General features: G+C 66.8%; 22 protein-coding genes. 14 read left to right on the top strand and 8 right to left on the bottom strand.

Going from position 1 to position 21,156, the window contains the following annotated elements; translation table 11 throughout:
• Positions 1-85: 85 nt before the first annotated feature.
• Positions 86-1,792, top strand: coding sequence for a cytochrome c biogenesis protein DipZ (locus HZY97_RS13845; protein ID WP_180144776.1), 1,707 nt, complete (start codon positions 86-88; stop codon positions 1,790-1,792).
• Here HZY97_RS13845 and HZY97_RS13840 read toward each other — a convergent pair.
• Complete coding sequence (locus tag HZY97_RS13840; protein WP_180144773.1) at positions 1,789-2,730, bottom strand: zinc-binding alcohol dehydrogenase family protein; 942 nt, start codon at positions 2,728-2,730, stop codon at positions 1,789-1,791. The genes HZY97_RS13845 and HZY97_RS13840 overlap by 4 nt on opposite strands.
• Positions 2,731-2,807: 77 nt before the next feature.
• Here HZY97_RS13840 and HZY97_RS13835 point away from each other — a divergent pair, with 77 nt between their 5' ends.
• The 5 genes from HZY97_RS13835 (at position 2,808) to HZY97_RS13815 (ending at position 5,305) form a co-directional block, all read left to right on the top strand.
• Positions 2,808-3,275: a MarR family winged helix-turn-helix transcriptional regulator gene (locus HZY97_RS13835; RefSeq protein WP_373684368.1), complete on the top strand. Its 468-nt coding sequence runs from the start codon at positions 2,808-2,810 to the stop codon at positions 3,273-3,275.
• Between the two features lie 40 nt (positions 3,276-3,315).
• A complete protein-coding gene (gene erpA, locus HZY97_RS13830) occupies positions 3,316-3,657 on the top strand; it encodes an iron-sulfur cluster insertion protein ErpA (RefSeq protein WP_180144768.1) in 342 nt (113 codons plus the stop codon).
• A gap of 13 nt (positions 3,658-3,670) precedes the next feature.
• Positions 3,671-4,444 carry an exodeoxyribonuclease III gene (gene xth / locus HZY97_RS13825; RefSeq protein WP_257215079.1) on the top strand — a complete coding sequence of 258 codons (774 nt, stop codon included), beginning with the start codon at positions 3,671-3,673 and terminating at the stop codon, positions 4,442-4,444.
• 221 nt (positions 4,445-4,665) lie between these two features.
• Positions 4,666-4,938, top strand: coding sequence for a hypothetical protein (locus HZY97_RS13820; protein WP_180144766.1), 273 nt, complete (start codon positions 4,666-4,668; stop codon positions 4,936-4,938).
• Between the two features lie 100 nt (positions 4,939-5,038).
• Complete coding sequence (locus HZY97_RS13815) at positions 5,039-5,305, top strand: hypothetical protein (protein ID WP_180144764.1); 267 nt, start codon at positions 5,039-5,041, stop codon at positions 5,303-5,305.
• A 132-nt stretch (positions 5,306-5,437) separates the two neighbouring features.
• Here HZY97_RS13815 and HZY97_RS13810 read toward each other — a convergent pair whose 3' ends face one another.
• Complete coding sequence (locus HZY97_RS13810) at positions 5,438-6,595, bottom strand: GNAT family N-acetyltransferase (RefSeq protein WP_180144762.1); 1,158 nt, start codon at positions 6,593-6,595, stop codon at positions 5,438-5,440.
• Positions 6,596-6,748: 153 nt separating this feature from the next.
• On the opposite strand from HZY97_RS13810, the gene HZY97_RS13805 reads away from it, so the two are divergent.
• Entirely contained in the window at positions 6,749-7,852 is a 1,104-nt protein-coding gene (locus tag HZY97_RS13805; protein WP_180145893.1) for a fatty acid desaturase, read from the top strand.
• A 67-nt stretch (positions 7,853-7,919) separates the two neighbouring features.
• Here HZY97_RS13805 and HZY97_RS13800 read toward each other — a convergent pair whose 3' ends face one another.
• From HZY97_RS13800 to lptF, 3 genes are read right to left on the bottom strand one after another with little or no spacing between them, the layout of a single operon-like run.
• Positions 7,920-8,300 (bottom strand): hypothetical protein, encoded by a 381-nt coding sequence (locus HZY97_RS13800; protein ID WP_180144760.1) that lies wholly within the window; start codon positions 8,298-8,300, stop codon positions 7,920-7,922.
• A gap of 5 nt (positions 8,301-8,305) precedes the next feature.
• On the bottom strand, positions 8,306-9,403 hold the full coding sequence (lptG, locus tag HZY97_RS13795) for an LPS export ABC transporter permease LptG (RefSeq protein ID WP_180144757.1): 1,098 nt from the start codon (positions 9,401-9,403) through the stop codon (positions 8,306-8,308).
• Complete coding sequence (lptF, locus tag HZY97_RS13790; RefSeq protein WP_180144754.1) at positions 9,403-10,617, bottom strand: LPS export ABC transporter permease LptF; 1,215 nt, start codon at positions 10,615-10,617, stop codon at positions 9,403-9,405. The genes lptG and lptF overlap by 1 nt, the downstream gene beginning before the upstream one ends.
• A 149-nt stretch (positions 10,618-10,766) precedes the next feature.
• Between lptF and obgE the strand changes: the two genes are divergently transcribed.
• Entirely contained in the window at positions 10,767-11,816 is a 1,050-nt protein-coding gene (obgE, locus tag HZY97_RS13785; RefSeq protein ID WP_180145890.1) for a GTPase ObgE, read from the top strand.
• A gap of 15 nt (positions 11,817-11,831) precedes the next feature.
• On the opposite strand, the gene HZY97_RS13780 is transcribed toward obgE, so the two are convergent.
• Complete coding sequence (locus HZY97_RS13780) at positions 11,832-12,503, bottom strand: TonB family protein (protein WP_180144751.1); 672 nt, start codon at positions 12,501-12,503, stop codon at positions 11,832-11,834.
• A 128-nt stretch (positions 12,504-12,631) separates the two neighbouring features.
• Between HZY97_RS13780 and proB the strand changes: the two genes are divergently transcribed.
• From proB to HZY97_RS13770, 3 genes are read left to right on the top strand one after another with little or no spacing between them, the layout of a single operon-like run.
• Complete coding sequence (gene proB, locus HZY97_RS20985; protein ID WP_257215078.1) at positions 12,632-13,738, top strand: glutamate 5-kinase; 1,107 nt, start codon at positions 12,632-12,634, stop codon at positions 13,736-13,738.
• Complete coding sequence (locus tag HZY97_RS13775) at positions 13,735-14,640, top strand: NAD-dependent epimerase/dehydratase family protein (protein WP_373684367.1); 906 nt, start codon at positions 13,735-13,737, stop codon at positions 14,638-14,640. Before proB ends, HZY97_RS13775 begins: the two co-directional genes overlap by 4 nt.
• A gap of 23 nt (positions 14,641-14,663) precedes the next feature.
• Positions 14,664-16,190: a hypothetical protein gene (locus tag HZY97_RS13770; protein WP_180144746.1), complete on the top strand. Its 1,527-nt coding sequence runs from the start codon at positions 14,664-14,666 to the stop codon at positions 16,188-16,190.
• Here HZY97_RS13770 and HZY97_RS13765 read toward each other — a convergent pair.
• Positions 16,187-16,675 carry an Lrp/AsnC family transcriptional regulator gene (locus HZY97_RS13765; protein ID WP_180144744.1) on the bottom strand — a complete coding sequence of 163 codons (489 nt, stop codon included), beginning with the start codon at positions 16,673-16,675 and terminating at the stop codon, positions 16,187-16,189. The two genes, HZY97_RS13770 and HZY97_RS13765, sit on opposite strands and share 4 nt — an antisense overlap.
• Before the next feature lie 88 nt (positions 16,676-16,763).
• Between HZY97_RS13765 and HZY97_RS13760 the strand changes: the two genes are divergently transcribed.
• Positions 16,764-17,735, top strand: coding sequence for a DMT family transporter (locus HZY97_RS13760; RefSeq protein WP_180144741.1), 972 nt, complete (start codon positions 16,764-16,766; stop codon positions 17,733-17,735).
• Here HZY97_RS13760 and HZY97_RS13755 read toward each other — a convergent pair.
• Complete coding sequence (locus tag HZY97_RS13755; protein ID WP_180144739.1) at positions 17,692-19,329, bottom strand: NAD(P)/FAD-dependent oxidoreductase; 1,638 nt, start codon at positions 19,327-19,329, stop codon at positions 17,692-17,694. The two genes, HZY97_RS13760 and HZY97_RS13755, sit on opposite strands and share 44 nt — an antisense overlap.
• 270 nt (positions 19,330-19,599) lie before the next feature.
• On the opposite strand from HZY97_RS13755, the gene HZY97_RS13750 reads away from it, so the two are divergent.
• Positions 19,600-19,842: an acyl carrier protein gene (locus HZY97_RS13750; RefSeq protein WP_116842527.1), complete on the top strand. Its 243-nt coding sequence runs from the start codon at positions 19,600-19,602 to the stop codon at positions 19,840-19,842.
• Between the two features lie 88 nt (positions 19,843-19,930).
• On the top strand, positions 19,931-21,121 hold the full coding sequence (locus HZY97_RS13745) for an aminotransferase class I/II-fold pyridoxal phosphate-dependent enzyme (RefSeq protein WP_257215107.1): 1,191 nt from the start codon (positions 19,931-19,933) through the stop codon (positions 21,119-21,121).
• Positions 21,122-21,156: the final 35 nt, after the last annotated feature.

The following is a 21,156-nucleotide window of genomic DNA, read 5'->3' as shown; positions in this document are numbered from 1 at the left end:
CGGCTAAGGCTGGGAGGTGCGAACCATTTCCCCCGCGCCGCGCGACCCTATATGACCCGCTGAAACCATATCGGGCGGGCCCTGCATGATCCTCTTCCTGCTTTCCTATCTCGGCGGCGCGCTGACCATCCTCAGCCCCTGCATCCTGCCCGTGCTCCCCTTCGTCTTCGCCCGCGCGGACCGCCCCTTCCTGTCGAACGGCCTGCCGATCCTTATCGGCATGTCGGTGATGTTCATGGCCATCGCCACGCTGGCGGCGGTCGGCGGCGGCTGGGCGGTGGCGGCGAACCAATATGGCCGCGCCATTGCGCTGATCCTGCTCGCCTTGTTCGGCCTGACGCTGCTGTTCCCCGCGATCGGCGACCGGGCGATGCAGCCCTTGGTCCGGCTCGGCTCGCGCCTGTCGCAATCGGCGGACAAGAATACCGGCTTCGGCGCCTCGCTCCTGCTCGGCGTCGCGACCGGGCTGCTCTGGGCACCGTGCGCCGGCCCGATCCTCGGCCTGATCCTCACCGGCGCGGCGCTGCAGGGCGCGAGCGTCGGCACCAGCATCCTGCTGCTCGCTTATGCGCTGGGCGCCGCGACTTCGCTCGCGCTGGCGCTGCTCGTCGGCGGCCGGCTGTTCAAGGCGATGAAGAAGTCCTTGGGTGCCGGCGAATGGGTACGCCGCGGCATCGGCGCGCTGGTGCTGGTCGCGGTCGCCGCGATCGCGCTCGGCCTCGACACCGGCTTCCTCACCAAGGCCTCGCTCGCCGGTACGAACAGCCTCGAGCAGCGCCTGCTCGACCGGTTCAACATGGCCGGCCCGCCCAAGTCGCAAAGCGGCCTGCGCGACGAGGGGCCGGCGCCCTCGCTCGACGGCGCAGTGACCTGGATCAACTCGAAGCCGCTCACCAACGAACAGCTCAAGGGCAAGGTCGTCCTCGTCGATTTCTGGACGTACAGCTGCATCAACTGCCTGCGCTCGCTTCCCTATGTGAAGGCCTGGTCCGAGCGCTACGCCAAGGACGGGCTGGTCGTGATCGGCGTCCACGCCCCCGAATTCGCCTTCGAGAAGGATGTCGCCAATGTTCGCAAGGCGGTGACCGATCTCGGCATCACCTATCCGGTCGCGGTCGATAACGACTTCAAGATCTGGCGCGCGTTCAAGAACAGCTACTGGCCGGCGCACTACTTCATCGACGCCAAGGGCCGCATGCGCTTTCACCATTATGGCGAGGGCGAATATGCCCAGTCGGAGGAAGTGATCCGCCGCCTGCTCGCCGAAGCCAATCCGGGGATGGACCTGGGCGGCAAGCTCGACCTGAAGGGCGGCACCGGCATCCAGGCGCCGGGCCAGAAGGACAAGAGCTCGCCCGAAACCTATATCGGCTATTTCCGCACCGAGCGGTCGGTCTCGCAGCCCGCGCTCGTGAAGAACCAGCCGACCGCCTACACCGCCGCACCCAAGGCACTCAACGACTGGGGCCTGACCGGCAGCTGGACGGTAAGCCGCGAGAACGCGATGCTCGCCAAGCCCGGTGGGCGCATCGCCTATCGCTTCCACGCGCGCGACCTGCACCTCGTCCTCAGCCCGGGCGCCGACGGCAAGCCGGTGCGCTACCGCGTGACGATCGACGGCAAGGCGCCCGGCGCCAGCCATGGCGTCGACAGCGATGCGGCGGGCAACGGCATCGTCACCGAGCAGCGGCTCTATCAGTTGGTCCGGCTGGCCGACGGCCCGGGCGATCATTTGTTCGAGATCGAGTTCCTCGATCCCGGTGTGCAGGCGTTCAGCTTCACCTTCGGCTAGGCCGTCAGCACCACCCGCTCGCCCTCCAGCGCCCAGGCCTGCTCGACCTCCGCGAGTGGCATCGCCCGGGCGGGGAGGGCGAAGCCGTCCTGCGCCGCCGCCTGGAGCACGCCGCCGATCGCCGCGACCAGCCGTTCCAGCGCGATGCTCCCGATCCCGCTGCCCATCAGCTCGATCGCCGAGGCGCGCAGCACCGCGGAGGGTAGGGTGATTTCGCCGCCGCTGACCGACCCGACCTGGACGAAGCGGATCGGCACGCCATCGGCGCCCGCCTTCGCCCCGGCGATCAGCAGCCGCTCGGCGCTCATGCCCCAGAGATAGTCGATCACCACGTCAACGCCGCCGGCGAATGCTTCCTTGAAGCGCCGCTCCAGCGCATCGGGGTCGCTGCCCAGCACGATCGTCTCGTCCGCACCCAGCGCGGCCAGCGCCGCCTCGTTACGGCCCGTGGCAATCACGCGCGATGCGCCCAGGTGCCGGGCAACATGCACCGCAAGCTGCCCTGCAGAGCCGGTCGCGCCATTGATCAGCACTGTCTCGTCACGCTTGAGCTTCGCCCGCTCGGTCAGCGCCGCCCAGGAGGACATGCCCGGATTGATCAGCGCCGCCGCAGTCACGTCGCCGAGGCCATCGGGCAGGGGAACGATATGTGCCAGCGGCACCGCGACACGCTCGGCCATGGTCCCAAACGGCGCGCGGGGCAGGGCGAAGGCGACGCGGCGACCATCCTCGAGCCGCCCGACACCGTCCACGCCCGCCACAAAGGGAAACGCGCCGCCGCTGCTATAGTGCGTCCCCGCCGCGCGGCCGCGCACCAAAGGGCTGATCGCCGCCGCCGCGACATGGACGATAGCCTCGCCCGCACCCGTCACGGGCTCCTCGAAATCGCCATAGACCGGCGCCTTCTGCCCGGCCTGCGCTACGATCGCTGCCTTCATCGCCTGTTCCCTTCGACTCGAATATGTGTATGATGCACATATATTGAGTGAGGGGTCGCATGCCGTCAAGCAACAATGTGCATAATACACATATATCGTCGCAACTCGCGGCACTGCATAGCGCGGTGCTCGATATCGTCGCGGTGATGAACCGCCCGCAGCGTGACGAGCTGCTGATTCAGGCGGCGGGCATCAGGCTCGATCGCGCGCTGTTTCCGCTGCTCGTCGGCATCGAGCGGTTCGGCCCGATCGGCGTGGTAGAGGCTGCGGACCGGCTCGGGCGCGATTACACCACGGTCAGCCGCCAGGTCGCCAGGCTGGAAAGTCTCGGCCTGGTCGAACGCCGCGCCGGGGCCGCCGACAAGCGCGTGCGCGAAGCGGTGGCGACGGCGGAAGGAAAGGCGATGACCGACAGGATCGACGTGGCGCGCGAGCGGATACTGGGCGGGGTGTTCGCCGACTGGAGCGCGGAGGAGCTCGACAGCTTCACCCGCCTCACGCGCCGCTTCGCCGATGCGATCCGCGATCCGTCCGCCGACGCCTGACGCATTGCCTCCCGGCCCCCACGCCACTATCTCCACCCCCATGGCAACGCTTACCCAGCCCGAGATCGGCTTCACGCCCGCCGCCGCCGCACGCGTCGCGGCGATTGCGGCAAAGCAGGGCAAGCCGGCGATCCTGCGCCTCTCGGTCGAGGGCGGCGGCTGCTCGGGCTTCCAGTACAAGTTCGGCTTCGCCGATGCGGTGGAGGGCGACGACACGGTCGCCGAAGTCGATGGCGTGCGCCTGGTGGTCGATTCGATCAGCCTCGATCTCGTCCGCGGCGCCAGCGTCGATTATGTCGATAATCTCGGCGGCGCGCATTTCGCGGTGACCAACCCGCAGGCGGCCTCGGGCTGCGGCTGCGGCACCAGCTTCTCCGTCTAAGAGCGAGCCGTCCTTGCCCAAGATCGTCACCTACAATGTCAACGGCATCAAGGCGCGCATGGAGCGCCTGCTCGAGTATCTCGCCGAGGAGCAGCCCGACATTGTGTGCCTCCAGGAGCTGAAGGGCGCCGACGAGACGCTGCCGGTCAAGGATATCGAGGCCGCGGGCTATGGCGCGGTGTGGCATGGGCAGAAGGGCTTCAACGGCGTCGCGGTACTCGCCAAGGGCCAGCAGCCGGTCGAGCGCCAGCGCGGCCTGGCAGGCGACCCTGAGGATGCGCACAGCCGCTATCTCGAGGCCGAGATCGGCGACCTGATCGTCGCCTCGATCTATCTGCCCAACGGCAATCCGCAGCCCGGCCCCAAGTTCGACTACAAGCTCAAATGGATGGAGCGCCTTGCCGGTCGCGCGCAGGCGCTGCTTGCCGAGGAGCGGCCGGTGGTGCTGGCGGGCGACTATAATGTCATCCCCAATGACGACGACACTTTCTCCGTCCGGGCGATGGCCAGCGACGCGCTGATGCAGCCCGAGAGCCGCGAGCGCTACCGCGCGCTGCTGGCGCAGGGCTGGACGGATTCGCTGCGCACCCGCTTCCCCTCGGGCGGCATCTGGACCTTCTGGGATTACCAGGCCGGCGCCTGGCAGCGCGATGCGGGTTTCCGCATCGATCACCTGCTGCTCAGCCCTATCGCCGCCGACCGCTTCCTCGGTGCCGGCGTCGACAAGCCCCATCGCGGCCGCGAAAAGGCCAGCGACCACGCCCCGACCTGGGTCTCGCTCCGCTAAAACTGGCCGTTTCCGGACAGGCGCACTGTCCGCTTCCGGACGCCCATTTGGCGTAAATCCCAAAATCTGGCGTGTATTGCTGTGTTATGGCACGTCACCACAATGTCATAATCAGCTAAGTCATTGAATTCCCGTAACTACCGAAACTGGCACGACGATTGCGAAGCAGGGTGTGCAGGCAGGAAGGAGCGCCTGTCAGATCTCAGTGAGGAGTACAGGATATGAACAGCAAGCCCATCCAGTCCGCGTTCCTGGCCGCCATGGCCGCCACCACCCTGGTCGCCGGCGCTGTCTCGCCCGCCATGGCCCGCAACAATGATCCGGCCAAGGAAGCCAAGGCCAAGCAGGACGACCAGTCCGACGCCGCGATGCAGAAGAAATACTGCGTCCAGGGTCCGTCGACGGGCACGATGTTTCCGAAGCGCGAGTGCCACACCCGCGCCGAGTGGATCGCGGCCACCGGCCAGGATCCGGCCAAGATCAAGAAGAACTAAGCGGCTGACCGCCCCCTGCGCGGCGAACGGCGCCGGTGCTGCCCCCTAAAGCGCCGACCGTTCGCCCGCTCATGCCCCCCAAGCGACAAGGATTTCCATCATGACCCGCAAGATCATCGTTTCCGCCACTGCCGCCCTGCTGGCAGGCATCACGCTCACCGCCGGCGCGGTCTCCCCCGCCGCTGCGGCCGGGAATGACCCTGCCAAGACCAAGCAGGAGCAGCAGTCGCAGAAGGCCGACAGCCGCAAATACTGCATCGACAGCCTGATGACGGGATCGCGTATCGCGAAGCGTCAGTGCCGCACGCGCGCCGAATGGCTCGCGAACGGCGTTGACCCCGTCGAAGTGGCCAAGCAGGCGCGCTGAAAGCCCAGGGAGGGCTCCCGCGGCGGCCTGTAGCGTTCGCTGCCGCGGGATGCGCTCCACCGGTACCCTAGGCCGGCGCCGGCCTGCTCCGATTGCAACCCGGAGCAGGCCGGTCGTGGCCGTGCCGAAGCCTCAGAGCGGCTTCTGGTAGATGATATATTCGCGATTGATCTTGGATTCGATCGCATCGGCGATGGCGTTCATGCCCTGGTTGTCGTCGAGCACCCAGCCGATCTCGCCGCGGGTCGCGCCATAATCGGCGACTGCCGCGCGGCGGATATATTCGATCATCATGAAGGCCAGCTGGCTCGCCAGGCGCGAGGCCTGCAGGCGCTTCACCACGCCCATCAGCGGCACGCGCATCGTCCGCGCCCTGGGCTTGTGCAGCCACCACAGCAGCTTGGCCCAGCCGAAGGGGAGGAGCGAGCCCTTGAGCGGCTTCACTGCCTCGTTGAGGTCGGGCAGGGTGACCATGAACGCCACCGGCTCGCCATCGAGCTCGGCGATCATGATCAAATCCTCGAACACCAGCGGCTTCAGCTTCTTGCCGACATCGTCGATCTCGGGCTGGGTCAGCGGCACGAAGCCCCAATTGTCCGCCCAGGCGTCGTTGAGGATCGCCAGGATGATCGCGGCTTCCTCGGCGAACTTCGACTTGTTGACCTTGCGGATATGGATGCGCGAATTCTTCTCGCCCGCGGCGACGATGCGGTTGATCAGCGGCGGGAAGCCGGTGTCGACGCGCAGGTCATAGGTGATCAGCTTCTTGGCTTCCTTGTAGCCCGCCGCCTCGATCCACGCCTGATAATGCGCCGGGTGGTGGCCCATCAGCACGGTGGGGGAGTGGTCATGCCCCTTCACCAGCAGGCCGGGCTCTTCCCAGATCGACAGGCTGACCGGGCCGAGCGCCTTGGTCATGCCCTTGCCGCGCAGCCAGTCCTCGGCGGCGTTGATCAGCGCCTTTGCCGTGTTCTCGTCCTGCGCGTCGAACAGGCCCCAGAAGCCGGTGCCCGGGCCGAAGCCGCGATCGGCCGGCATCTCGAGCGCCAGGAAGTCGATATGCGCCGAGATGCGGCCCACCGGCTTGCCGTCGCGCTCGGCGAGGAAATATTGCGCCTCGGCATGGCTGAACCAGCCGTTCTTCTTCGGGCTGATCGTCGACGCCACTTCGTCGCGCAGCGGAGGTACCCAGTGCGGGTCGCCCGAATTGAGCGTGTAGGCGATCTCGATGAACTGCTTGGTGTCGCGCTTGGTGGTGACGGGACGGATGCTGAGCGGGCCGCTGGGCAAGGGGAAAGCCCTTTCTTGGGTTTGATTCAGCGCAATGCAGTCCTTCGCCGGAAGGCCAGTGTCAAGCGCGGCGATTCAGCCCGGGCGGGTGCCCCCTCCTGACCCCTGGAATGCCACCATAAAGCCACTATCTCTCGCCAAATGGCAGACATCATGACGAAATCGCTTGCCCTGAATATCCACGATGCCGAGCCCGAAACGGTCCCGGCATCGGCGCGTATCAAGCTTTCCGGCGTTCCCGACGACCGCGCGATGCTGCGGGCCGCGGCCGAGCTGACGCGCGACCTGCACACCCCGAACAAGCGCATCTACTGGACGGACATGCTGCTCTCGGCCGGCATCGGCTATGGCGCGCTGGCCGCGACGATCTTTGCGCCGACCCTGCCGCTCGCGCTGTTCGCCGGCGTGGTGGCGGTGCTCGCGCTCTATCGCGCCAGCCTGTTCATTCACGAGATCACCCATCTCAAGCATTCGCTGCTGCCCAATTTCCGGCTGGTCTGGAACCTGCTGGTCGGCATCCCGCTGCTTCTGCCCTCCTTCATGTATGAAGGCGTGCACACCATGCACCATGCCCGCACCCGTTATGGCACGGACGAGGATCCCGAATATCTGCCGCTCGCGCTGATGAAGCCGTGGACGCTGCCGGTGTTCATGCTCGTCTCGCTGCTGCTGCCGGTGGCGATGCTGATCCGCTTCGGCGTGCTCACACCGCTGTCGCTGGTGATCCCGAAGCTGCGCCGCCTCGTCGTCGGCAAATATTCGGGCCTGCAGATCAACCCCAAGTTCGAGCGCCGCGCGCCCGAGGGCGAGTTTCGCACGCAATGGTATATGCAGGAAGCCGGCGCGAGCATCTTCTCGATCGCGCTGATCACAGCGGTGGCCACGGGTCTGATCCCGCTACGCGCCTTCGGCATCTATCTCGCCGTCGTCGCTGGCGCCGCCGTGATCAACCAGGTCCGCACGCTGGTGGCGCATCTCTGGGAGAATGACGGCGAGCCGCTCACCGTCACCGCGCAGTATCTCGACAGCGTCAACGTGCCGACGCCGGGCTTCCTCGCCTATCTCTGGGCGCCGATCGGCCTGCGCTACCACGCGCTCCACCATCTTCTGCCGAGCCTGCCCTATCACGCACTCGACGAGGCGCACCGCCGCATCGCCGGCGCGCTGGAAGAGGCGTCGTCCTACCACAAGGCGAACTACCCCTCGCTGCGCGGGCTGATGCACCGCCTCGCCCGCAGCACGATGGGCGCCCGCTGATCCGTTCGGCGAAGCACTGAAACAGAAAAGGCCGGGGAGCGATCCCCGGCCTTTTCTTGGCTGCGAGCTAGGGGACGTAGATCGATCTGACCTCGAACATGCCGCTGTCCTCTCGATAACGGGCCTGCAGCGCCAGGTCGCTCACCGCTTCGTCCACCATGCTCAGGTCGACAAGGAAGTCCCAATACCCGTCCATCCAATGATATACGGATCGTTGCCAGGTCGCGGCGTCCAGCGGTGCGAGCGCGCTGCCATAGTCGCGGACATTGGCCGCCATCCAGTCGGCGGTTTCCGCATCCACCGGCTGCACGCCGGGGATCCCAGGGGAGTCGAGCTGCCAGTCGCCCGCCAGGAAGGCATCGACGATCTGGCGGAAGATCGGGTGGATCTCGGGCGGGATCGGATGTTCGTCGTCATCCCGCGCCAGAATCGCCGCCGTCCCAGCCAAGCGCGCTACTCTTCCGTCCTCAGCAACACCGCCTCGCCGATCATCAGGAACAGCAGGAAAGGCGCCCAGGCGGCGAGGAAGGGCGGATAGGCCCCGAGATTGCCCATCGCGAGCGCGAAATTGTCGGCGACGAAGTACAGGAACCCCAGCGCCATGCCGATCACCGCGCGCAGGAACAGCTTGCCCGAGCGTGCTAGGCCGAAGCCGGCGACGGCGCCCAGCAGCGGCATCAGGATCGCCGAGAGCGGGCCCGAGAGCTTGTGCCACAGCGAGCCTTCCAGCGCATCGGTCTGGCGGCCGGCCACCTTCAGGTCCCCGATCGCATCGTAGAGCCCCAGGAAATCCATCGAATCGGCGTCGACATGGGCGAGGGTGAACTGGTCCGGCCGGATATTGTGGCCGATCACGACATTGCCCACCTTGGCCTTCTGGTCGGTGCCGACGGTGAAGCGCTCGGCGTTGTCCACGCGCCAGCCATTGCCGTCGCGTACGCCGTGCGGCGCGGTCAGGATGCTCACCAGCGATCGGTTCTGTCGCTCATAGACCGTGACACCGTAGAGCTGTGCCGCATCGCCGCGCCCGCGGACCTGCTGCACCTGGATCAAATTATTGTCGCCCTTCACCCACACATTGCTGCGGTCGCCGCGGTCGATCGGCAGCGGGGCGTAGGAGATCTTCTTCCACTGCTCGAGCGTAGCGGTTGCCCGGGTGACGATCCGGTCGTTGAACGCGAACGAGATCGCCGCGACGACCACGCCGGTGAGCAGCAGCGGCGCCAGGATCTGGTGCGCGGAAAGGCCCGACGCCTTCATCGCGGTCACTTCGCTGTTCTGGTTGAGCTGGAACAGCGTCAGGATCGAGCCGAGCAGCACCGAATAGGGCAGGAAGGTCGCCGCGATCTGCGGCACGCGCAGGCCGACATAGCGCCAGATCTCGGCATCGCCGTTTCCGGCATGCGCGAGGATCGCACCGCTCTCGGTGAGCAGGTCGAGCGACTGGAGGATGAGCACCAGCGCGCCAAGAATGGCGAAGGTGCGCACCAGGAACATCTTCGCCATGTAGGCGGACATGGTCCGCGACGGGAAAAAGTTGCTCAGCCCCATCACGCGGCGGCCTCGTCGGCGTGGCGCAGCTTGCGGCGGCGACCCGGCAAGAAGCGCCCGATCGCCTTGGTGAGCTTCTCGAAGGCCTTTTCGAGCGCGCCGATCGGCTGGGCGCCGGGCACATAGGCGATTTGATAGTACATCCAGAGCACCAGCGCCGCGAATATCGTGAAGGGCCCCCACAGCGCGACGATCGGATCGACGCTGCCGCCGCTGCCGAAGGACTGCCCGAATTCGTTGATCTTGTGATAGGTCACGATCATCACGATCGACAGGAAGATGCCCAGACCCGAGGTCGATCGCTTGGGCGGCACGCCCAGCGCGACTGCGAGCAACGGCAGCAGGAACATCGACGCGACTTCGGCCAGGCGGAAGTGGAACGCGGCGCGGCTGGTCTCGCGATCCTCTTCGCTCGCCTTGGGATTGCGGCCGATCACGGCCAGCTCGGGCAGCGTCCGCTCGATATTCTTGCCGCCGCGGGTGCGGAACTGCTCGTATTTGGGCAGCGGGATCGGCAGATTATGCGTGGTGAAGGTCAGCACGCGCGGTATCGGCGAGCCCTTGTCCTGATGGACCAAAGTGCCGTTCTGCAGGCGGAAGATGATCACATCGGGATCGTCGGAACGCAGGAACTGGCCGCTCTCGGCGGTCACCGCCACCGGCGTGCCGTCCTTGGTCATCATCTGCACGAAGATGCCCGAAAGCTTGCGGCCCTCGTCCTTGCTCTCCTCGATGCGCAAAGTCATTTTCTGGCCGAAGCTGGTGAACTCGCCGACCTTGATCGAGGCACCGAGCGCACCCGAGCGCAGCTCGAAGCGCAGCTGCTCGTAATTGTAGCGCGAGGTCGGCTGGATATAGCCGACGATGGCAAGGTTCAGGATCGCCAGCGCGAAGGCGTACATGAAGGGTACCTTGAGCAGGCGCGTATAGCTCATGCCCACGCCGCGCAGCACGTCGAGCTCCGACGAGGTCGCCAGCCGGCGGAAGGCGAGCAGGCAGCCGAGCATCAGGCCGATCGGAATGCCGAGGCCCAGATACTCGGGCAGCAGATTGGCCAGCATCCGCCAGACGACGCTCACCGGACCGCCTTCGGTCGCGACGAACTCGAACAGCCGGAGCATGCGGTCGAGCACCAGCAGCATCGCCGAGATCAGCAATGTCGAAATCAGGGGCACCGCGATCAGCCGCGCCATGTAGCGATCGATCGAGTTCATCTGCGCGCGACGGTTGCCTTGTTCTCTCGCCGGCGCGGGCGTGGCGCCGTTCAGGTGAACCGCAAGCCTATACTCGTGGTTCCGCGCGGCGCCAGCAAGAAAGTTGCTGTGGGGTGGCGCTAATGCGCTCAGGCGACTAAGTGCGCCTCATGCATTTCCTCGATCAGGCCAAGATTTTCGTCCGCTCCGGCTCGGGCGGCCCCGGTGCGGTGAGCTTCCGTCGTGAAAAGTTCATCGAATATGGCGGCCCCGATGGCGGCAATGGCGGCAAGGGCGGCGACATCATCTTCGAAGCGGTCGCTGGCCTGAACACGCTGATCGACTTCCGCTACACCCAGCATTTCCGGGCGCAGCGCGGCCATGGCGGCTCGGGCTCGAACCGCACCGGCGCCGGCGGCGAGGATCTGGTGATCAAGGTGCCGATCGGCACCCAGGTCCTTACCGATGACGACGATCGCACGCTGCTGCTCGACCTCACCAAGGAAGGCCAGCAGGTTGTCTTCCTGCGCGGCGGCGACGGCGGCCGCGGCAATGCCAGCTACAAGACCTCGACGAACCGCGCCCCGCGCCAGCACGGCACCGGCTGGCCGAACGAGGAAGCCTGGGTGTGGCTGCGCCTCAAGCTGCTCGCCGACGCAGGCCTGGTCGGGCTGCCCAATGCCGGCAAATCGACCTTCATCAACCAGGTGACCAATGCCCAGGCCAAGGTCGGCGCCTATGCCTTCACCACCACCCGGCCGCAGCTCGGCGTGGTGCGCCACAAGATGCAGGAATTCGTCGTCGCCGACATTCCCGGCCTGATCGAAGGCGCGGCGGACGGTGCCGGCATCGGCGACCGCTTCCTCGGCCATATCGAGCGCTGCCGCGTGCTGCTCCACCTCGTCGACGCCAATGACGAGGACGTGGCCGAGAGCTACCGCGTTGTCCGCGCCGAGCTCGACAATTACGGCGCCGGCCTCACCGACAAGCCGGTGATCGTCGCGCTCAACAAGATCGACACGCTCGACGACGAACTGATCGCCGCGCTCTCCGCCGAGCTCGAAGAGGCCAGCGGCCACCCGGTGATCCCGATCTCGGGCGCCAGCGGCGTCGGCGTCGACTGGGTGCTTGACCAGCTGCTCGAGGCGATCGGTGTCGATCACGAGCAGGTCGGCGAAGACGACAAGGGCGAGGACGCGATCGAATGGTCGCCGGTTTGATCCTGCGGATCGCGCCTAGCGCTGCTTGTTGAACAGCTCGAGGAACTTGCGATCCGGCGCCTTTCGGCATGCCGCGATTGCAGCTTCCCAGCGCCGGTCGAAATCGGCGATCGCCTGGCGAATTGCCTCCTGACCGCGGCTGACCGAGCCGGCGATCGCGAAACCCGTGAACATCTTCCGGAAATCGTCGTCCTCGCCCGGCCAGTGCGCGACCCACCAATCGGTGTCGCGGACCATCTGCCCGCATCGATAGCCGGGCGCGCCGCTGTCCAGCGCGCTGTCGAACTTGAACGGGATGCGCCCCGGATAGACCAGCGGATTGCCCTGCGCGTCACGCGTCGGCTCGAATTCCGCCGCCGCAGCCGCTGCCAGTGCCGCGGCATCGAGCTCGTCGGACTTGCTGCTGGTAGTCACGCGCAATTCGGTCAGGCGTCCGTCCGTTCCCATCACGCCGGTAAGCGTGACCTTGCCATGCGCGCCCTGCGCCTTGGCCGATTCCGGCACGCTGTCATCTACCGTTCCCTTTTGCACCGGCCGGGTCTTGGCGAGCGGCAGGTTCGCCTTTGCTGCGGTCATCAGCGGCGTGTCCGGCTCCGCCGCTACCTTGTCCGCAGGAGCCGATTGCGATTTTTCCGCCGGCACGTTCTGCAACAGGAGCGCGCCGGAAAGCAGCAGCAAATTCAACAAGAGCCTATTCCTCTGGCCAGTTCCGGCCACCTGATAGCGGCGTCGGTGACAGGGAGCGCGAAAAATCCTCCCGCGAAGAGGGAGTATTGAAGCTTGCCATCCGCATCGGTTCCGCACAACTGACGCCCATGTCGCTCTTCCCGCCCGCATCCTGCCCGCGCATCGTCGTGAAGATCGGTTCGGCGCTGCTCGTCGATCAGGACGGCAGCGTGCGCCGCGCCTGGCTGGAGGGCATCGCCGCCGACATCGCCGCGCGCGTTCAGGCCGGGCAGCAGGTCGCCGTCGTTTCCTCGGGCGCGATCGCGCTCGGTGCGCGCCGCCTCAAGCTCGCCAAAGGCGGCCGCGCCAGCCTCGAAGACGCGCAGGCCGCCGCCGCCACCGGCCAGATCGAGCTGAGCCGCGTCTGGGCGGATGTGCTCGGCGCCAACGGTCTCACCGCCGCGCAGATGCTGGTCACGCTCGGCGACCTCGAAGACCGCCGCCGCTATCTCAACGCCGCCGCGACGCTCGACCGGCTCCTCGGCCTCGGCGTCGTCCCCGTGCTCAACGAGAATGACAGTGTCGCCACCGAGGAGATCCGCTTCGGCGACAATGACCGCCTTGCCGCGCGCGTCGCCCAGGCGGCGGGGGCAGGGGGCGTCGTCCTGCTCTCCGACGTCGACGGACTTTACGACCGCAACCCCGCGCTGCCCGGCGCGGTCCATATCCCCCGCGTCGAGCGGATCGATAGCGGCATCGAGAACATGGCCGACAAGGGCAGCGCCTCGGGCATGGGATCGGGCGGAATGGTCTCGAAGATCGCCGCGGCGCGCATCGCCAACGCCGCCGGCGCGCATCTCGCCATCGCCTCGGGCCGGATCGAGCACCCGCTCGGCGCGCAGGCGAGGCACACGCTCTTCGTCGCCGAGAAGTCCGCCCCCGCCCGCAAGGCATGGCTTGCCGGCGGCATCACCGCGCACGGCACCATCCATGTCGACGAAGGCGCGGCGAGGGCGTTGGGGCAGGGGCGCAGCCTGCTCGCCGCCGGCGCCACGCGCGTCGAGGGCGAGTTCGCCCGGGGCGATCTGGTCGTGATCGCCGGACCCGACGGCAGGCCGCTCGCCCGCGGCCTCGCCGAATATCCGGCCGAAGACGCCACCCGCATCCTCGGCCGCCGCAACGAGGAACAGGCCGATCTGCTCGGCTATGCCCCGCGCTCGACACTCGTCCACCGCAGCCATATGGCGCTGCTGTGAGCATCATTGCCCTTACCGGCGGCACCGGCTTTGTCGGTACCCGCCTGATCGCCCTCGCCGTTGAAGCCGGCCACCAGGTTCGCGCCCTGACGCGCCGCCCCCAGGCCGAACGCAAGGGCATCATCTGGGTGCAGGGCGACCTGGGCAACACCGAAGCGCTCGCCCAGCTCTGCGAAGGCGCCGACGCGGTCATTCATGTCGCCGGCGTGGTCAACGCGCCCGATCGCGCGGGCTTCGCGGCGGGCAATATCGACGGCACCCGCAACATGCTCGCCGCCGCCAAGGCGCAGGGCGTCCAGCGTTTCGTCCACGTCTCCTCGCTCGCCGCGCGCGAGCCCGAACTCTCCGCCTATGGCTGGTCCAAGGCCGAGGGCGACAAGCTTGTCATGGCTTCGGGCCTCGACTGGACGATCGTCCGCCCGCCCGCAATCTACGGCCCCGGCGACCTCGAGATGCTCGAACTGTTCAAGCTGGCGAAGAAAGGCCTCGCGCTGATGCCGCGCGGCGGGCGCATCTCGCTGATCGAGGTTGGCGACCTTGGCCGCCTGCTGCTCGCGCTCGCCACCACCGATGGCTGCAACCAGATCCTCGATGCCGATGACGGGGTCGAGACCGGCTGGAGCCACAAGCAGTTCGCCACCGCGATCGGCGCGGCGCTCGGCAAGCGCGTCGCCAGTTTCGCGCTCCCGCGCATGCTGCTGATGGCCGGCGCGCACATGGACCGGCTGGTCCGCGGCAAGAACGCCAAGCTCACGCCCGATCGCGTCGCCTATTTCTGCCACGAGGATTGGGTGATCGACGCCGGGCGCCGCCCGCCCGCCAACCTCTGGAAACCCCAGGTCGAGGCCAGTACCGGCCTCGCCGCCACCGCCGCCTGGTATCGCGAGCAGGGGCTGCTCTAGCCAAAAGCATCCTAAAATGGAGGATGCTCAAGCTCATCATCTGGGACCTCGACGACACGCTCTGGGCCGGCACGCTCGCGGACGGCGAGGCGGTGGCGCTGCACGAACACCGCGCCGAGCTGGTCCGCGCCTTCAACGCGCGCGGCGTGGTCTCGTCGATCTGCTCGAAGAACGACTTCCCTACCGCGCAGGCCAAGCTCACCGAGCTCGGCCTGTGGGACGAGTTCGTCTTCCCCCATATCGCCTTCACCCCCAAGCCCGAGGCGATCCGCGCGACCCTTGCCGACATGCAGCTGCGCGCGCCCGACGTGCTCTTCGTCGATGACAACCCGATAAACCTGCGCGAAGTCGCCCATGCGATCCCCGACATCCAGCTGCTCGACATCACCGATCCGCACGCCGACGACCATCTCGCCGGCCTGCTCGCGCTGACGCCGCCGGGCAAGAGCCGCGTCGAACGCTACCGCATGCTGGAAGCCCGCAAGGCCGATCGCGCCGCGCTGCCGGCGCTCTCCAACCACGACTTCCTCCGCACCTGCGGCCTCCGCTCCACTGCGCCCTATCTCATGGACAATCTCGATTTTGCCGAGCGCATTGCGGACCTGATCAACCGTTCGAACCAGCTCAACTACACCGGCTCACGCGTGGAGCAGGCCGCGCTCGAAGCCCGGATCATCGACGTGAAGGCCTATGACAGCTGGTCGATCTTCGCCTGGGACGCCTATGGCCGCCACGGCCTGGTCGGCTTCATCATGGTCGATCGCGTGGCGGAGAAGCTCGTCCATTTCACTTTCTCGTGCCGTATCATGCACATGGGCCTCGAAGCTTATGCGCTGTCCAAGGTCCGCGTGAAATGGCCGGAGATCGACACGCAAGGCTGGGTCTTTGACCGCACCGATCCCGACTGGATCGCCGATGCCGACTTCAACGATCCCGAAGTCCGCGGCGCGATCCTGGCCGAACAAGCCCCGCAGCTGATGCCCGAGCCCGCGATCCGCATCATGTTCGATTGCCAGTCGGGCGGCATCGCGCATTACAGCCGCTTCCGCCCCGCGATCGAGTTCGACCACTATCCGCGCCTGTTCGCGATGGCGATGATGGACGATGACAGCTGGCACGACCAGGTCTTCCCGCCCTTCCTCGTCTATGGCGCGACCGTCGACTATCTCGACAATCGCTGGGGGACACGCTGGCCGCTGGTCGATCTCGGCCTCTACCAGACCTGCGTCGTCCGCACCTGCATCATGCTGATCGAGCAGCAGCGCCGCATGCTCGTCGTCCTCCCGCCCGAGGACGCGCCGGCCGACAAATACCGCGCCGGCCTCAACCACACCCCCGAGCGGTGCCGGCGCCTCAACGCGATCTGGCGCCAGGCCGCGCGCGAGAATCCCGACCATGTCTGGGTGCTCGACCTCGCCGATCTCGCCGGCCCCGACGAAATGGCCGACGTCACCCATTTCCACGCCGGCCTGCTCCGGAAGATCGCCGGCCAGGTCGATTGCTGGATCGAGGCGGTGGCGCTGGGTGAAGGCGCGCGAGAAGCTGCCTAGGGGATGATCACGCTGCTATCCGCCTTCACCCGGTCGAGCGCGATCAGCGAGCGATAGCTGGCGATGAAGTCGTTCTCGGCGAACAGCCGCCGGGTCAGCGCCGAATAGGCGCGCATGTCGGTGGTGACGATCACCAGCATGAAGCTCACCCCGCCGGTGACGTAATAGCATTGCTGCACATCGGGCGTGTCGAGGAACAGCCGCCGCGCCGGCTCCACCGTCGCCGCGCGCTCGTCGACCAGTTGCACTTCGACGATCGAAGTGATGGTGAGCGGCAGCGCGTCGGGATCGACGATTGCCACATTGCGCGCGATCACGCCCGAGGCCTCCATCGCCGCGATCCGCCGCTGCACCGCCGCCGCCGACAGGTTCACGGCCTCGCCGATCTTCCGCTGCGGCATCTTGTTGTCTGCCTGCACGAGTCGAAGGATCGCCCGGTCGAAGCCGTCGAGCGTGCGCGGGGATTTGTCCTGTTCGCTGGCCATGTGCTGAGTTTTTGTTGCATTCGGCGCATCAATCAAGAGCGCTCAGCCCGTTCGCGCGATGATATGTCCCGCTTCGAAGGGAAGATTGATGCCGAACAAACGCGGGTCGATTGCGCTGGGGGTGTTCTGCGGCGCCGCTGCGGGCGCGCTATGGGGCCTGGTTTTCCTCGCCCCCGAGCTTGCCCGCGCCTTCGGCCCGCTCGAGCTGACCATCGGCCGCTATCTCGCTTATGGCCTGCTTTCCGCCGCGCTGCTCGCGCCGCGCTGGCGCAGCGTCGTCGCGCACCTTGCGGCCAGCGAATGGCGCGCGCTCATCTGGCTCAGCCTTGCCGGGAACACAGTCTATTATCTCCTCCTCGCCAGCGCGGTGCAGCTCGGCGGTGCGGCGATGACCGCGCTGGTGATCGGCTTCCTCCCCGTGGTGGTAACGATCGCCGGCAGCCGCGCGCAGGGCGCCGTCCCGCTCATCCGCCTCGCGCCGTCGCTGCTGCTCTGCGCGGGTGGCGCGCTGTGCATCGGCGGGCAGGCGCTGTTCCTGCCCTCGACCCGCCCGGTAGCCATCCAGCTCGCCGGCCTGCTCTGCGCGCTTGGCGCATTGGCGTCATGGGGCAGCTTCGCGATCGGCAACAACCATATGCTCGGCCGGGTGAGGGGCGTGTCGGCGCACGACTGGAGCCTGCTCCTCGGCATCGTCACCGGCGCGCAGAGCCTGGCACTGGTCCCGCTCGCGCTGCTGCTCGGTGTCGGCCATCACGGGGCAGGGGATTGGGCCTTGTTCGCCGCGGTATCGATCGGCGTTGCGCTGTTCGCCTCGGTCATCGGCAATGCGCTGTGGAACCGGATGAGCCGGTTGCTGCCGCTCACGCTGGCGGGGCAGATGATCACCTTCGAGACGCTGTTCGCGCTGCTCTATGCCTTTGCGTGGGAAGGGCGCGGCCCAACCGCACTCGAGGCGCTGGCGTTCGTACTGGTGGTGGCGAGCGTGGTCACCTGCCTCGCCGCGCATCGGCGGCCCGTTACTCGCCCACCAAGCTCCGTGCCACAGCCTCGGCCGTCTTGATCCCGTCGATCGCGGCAGAGAGAATCCCCCCCGCATAGCCCGCGCCTTCGCCCGCGGGGAACAGCCGCGCCACATTCAGGCTCTGGTGATCCTTGCCCCGCGTGATCCGCACCGGCGAGGAGGTCCGCGTCTCGACCCCCGTCATGATCGCATCGGGATGGTCGTAATTGGCGATCTGCCGCCCGAACACCGGCAGCGCCTCGCGAAACGCCTCGATCACGAAGCCCGGCAGGCATTCCGAGAGATCGGTCAGCTTCACCCCCGGCTTGTACGAGGGGATGACTTCGCCGAGTTCGGTCGAGGCGCGCCCCGCGAGCAGGTCGCCCACTTTCTGCCCCGGCGCATGATAGTTGGAGCCGCCGGCGATATACGCCATGTCTTCCCAGTGCCGCTGCAGCTCGATCCCCGCCAGCGGCCCGCCCGGATAGTCTTTCGCCGGATCGATCGCGACGACGAGCCCGGAGTTGGCATTGAACTCGGCGCGCGAATATTGGCTCATCCCGTTGGTGACGACGCGGCCTTCCTCGGAAGTCGCCGCGACCACGCGCCCGCCAGGGCACATGCAGAAACTGTACACGCTGCGCCCGTTCGAGGCGTGATGCACCAGGCTGTACGCCGCCGCGCCCAGGTCCGGATGCCCGGCGCATTGGCCGAAGCGCGCGCGGTCGATCCAGCTCTGCGGATGCTCGATCCGCACGCCGATCGCGAAGGGCTTGGCCTCCAGATGCACGCCGCGCCGATGCAGCATCTCGAAGGTCGGCCGCGCGCTATGCCCCACCGCGAGCACGACATGGTCGGTCTCGAGGAAGCTGTCGCCGCCGCCGGCAAGATCATGGACGTGCAGCCCGCGCACCTGCTGGTTGCCGTCGGGCGTGCGCTCCAGCTGGATATCGTCGACCCGCGTCTCCCAGCGATATTCGCCGCCGAGTTCCTCGATCGTCCGGCGCATGCTCTCGACCATCGTGACCAGCCGGAAGGTGCCGATATGCGGATGCGCTTCCCACAGGATGTCGTCCGGCGCGCCGGCCTTGACGAACTCCTCGAGTACCTTGCGCCCGAGGAAGCGCGGGTCCTTCACGCGGCAATAGAGCTTGCCGTCGGAGAATGTGCCCGCGCCGCCCTCGCCGAACTGGACGTTGCTGTCCGGATTGAGCTCGCCCTGGCGCCACAGCCCCCAGGTGTCCTTGGTCCGCTGGCGCACGACCTTGCCGCGGTCGAGGATGATCGGCCGGAAGCCCATCTGCGCCAGGATCAGCCCGGCGAACAGCCCGCACGGCCCCGCGCCGATCACCACCGGGCGCTTGCCGCTCCAGCCGCCCGGCGCCATCACCGGGAAAGTATAGGTCATGTCCGGGGTAGGGCGCAGGTCCTTGTCGTCGGGGAAGCGCGCGAGCACCGCCGCCTCGTCGGTCAGCGCGACATCGACGGTATAGACCAGCTGGATCGCATTGCGCCGCCGCGCGTCATTGCCGCGGCGATAGACTTTGTGGCTCTTCAGCTCGGCGGGTTCGATGCCCAGCCGTTTCGCGATCGCCTCGGGCAGGGCCTCGGGCGTGTGGTCGAGCGGCAGATTGAGTCCGGACAATCGAAGCATCGCGAGCCTCTAGCGGGGATTGCGCCCCGCCTCAAATCCCGCCTTGCAATGTAGGATTTCGTCTGCTGGTGTCGCAGCGTCGGCGGCCTGGGCCGGGGCGCGAAAATGTTGACTCTTTGCCCCTCAGGCGAGTCAATGTTTCTTGTAAATCCTTTACAAGCCCGGCGCCCGCAAGGCCGCCGGAACGGCATGGGGGCAGCTTGCCCCCGCGGCGGCGCGTTTCCGCCGCAATCGCTTGGCACTGCGAAACGATACCAGTAGAGGGACCCCATGACCGACCGCGCTTCCGTCTTCGAGACCGTCACCGCCCAGATCGAGCCTTTCAACAAGAAGGGCGTCGCACTCACCGACAGCACCACCTTTGCCGGTGACCTCGAGTGGGACAGCCTCACGGTGATGGATTTCGTCGCCGCGATCGAAGACGAGTTCGACATCATCATCACGATGAACATGCAGGCCGAGATCGAGAATATCGGCCAGCTGGTCGACGCGGTGCAGAAGCTCAAGGGCTAAGCACGTGACCGACAGCCTGAACACCGCCGACGCACTCCCCGCCAACCCGGCCGAGGTCGCCCCCGCCAACGACTCTGGGCGCGACCTGATGTCGAAGTTCGACGGCCTGATCGCCGAGCGCCAGGCGCTGCTCGACAGCGGCGTCACCGATCCCTTCGCCATCGTGATGGAAGAAGTGAAGTCGCCCACCGAGGCGGTGATCAAGGGCAAGGACACGATCCTGCTCGGCACCTATAATTATATGGGCATGACCTTCGACCCGGACGTGATCCAGGCCGGCAAGGACGCGCTCGACAAGTTCGGCTCGGGCACCAATGGCAGCCGCATGCTCAACGGCACCTTCCACGACCATATGGAAGTCGAGCAGGCGCTGCGCGATTTCTACGGCGTCTCCGGCGCGATCGTCTTCTCGACCGGCTATATGGCCAATCTCGGCATGATCTCCACGCTCGTCGGCAAGGGCGAGTATGTGATCCTCGACGCCGACAGCCATGCGTCGATCTATGACGGCTGCAAGCAGGGCAATGCCGAGATCGTCCGCTTCCGCCACAATGACGTCGAGGATCTCGACAAGCGCCTCGGCCGCCTGCCCAAGGAGGCCGGCAAGCTGGTGGTGCTCGAGGGCGTCTATTCGATGCTCGGCGACATCGCACCGCTCAAGGAAATGGTCGCCGTCGCCAAGAAGCACGGTTGCATGGTCCTGTCGGACGAAGCGCATTCGATGGGCTTTTTCGGCCCCAATGGCCGCGGCGTCTATGAGGATCAGGGGCTCGAGGGCCAGGTCGATTTCGTCGTTGGCACCTTCTCCAAGTCGGTCGGCACCGTCGGCGGCTTCTGCGTTTCGGATCACCCGAAGTTCGAGGCGATCCGCCTGGCGTGCCGCCCCTATATCTTCACTGCCTCGCTGCCCCCTTCGGTGGTGGCGACCGCGGCGATGTCGATCCGCAAGCTGATGCATGCGCATAACAAGCGCGCGCATCTGTGGGAAAATGCCCGCACGCTGCACGGCGGCCTCAAGGAAATGGGCTTCAAGCTCGGCACCGAGAACCCCGATTCGGCGATCATCGCAGTGATCCTCGAGGATCAGGAGCAGGCGGTGATGATGTGGCAGGCGCTGCTCGAGGGCGGCCTCTACGTCAACATGGCCCGCCCCCCGGCGACTCCGGCGGGTACGTTCCTGCTGCGCTGCTCGCTCTGCGCCGAGCACAGCGTCGAGCAGATCCAGCGCGTGCTGGGCATGTTCAAGGCCGCGGGCCAGGCCGTGGGCGTCATCGCCTGAGAATGCTTTCCTACTCGGCGCCGCTGGACTAGAAT

The organism is Sphingomonas sp. R-74633, assembly GCF_013416555.1.
GTDB lineage: Bacteria > Pseudomonadota > Alphaproteobacteria > Sphingomonadales > Sphingomonadaceae > Sphingomonas.
Note: the sequence above shows the minus strand (reverse complement) of the source record. Positions and strands in the feature narration are given on the sequence as shown.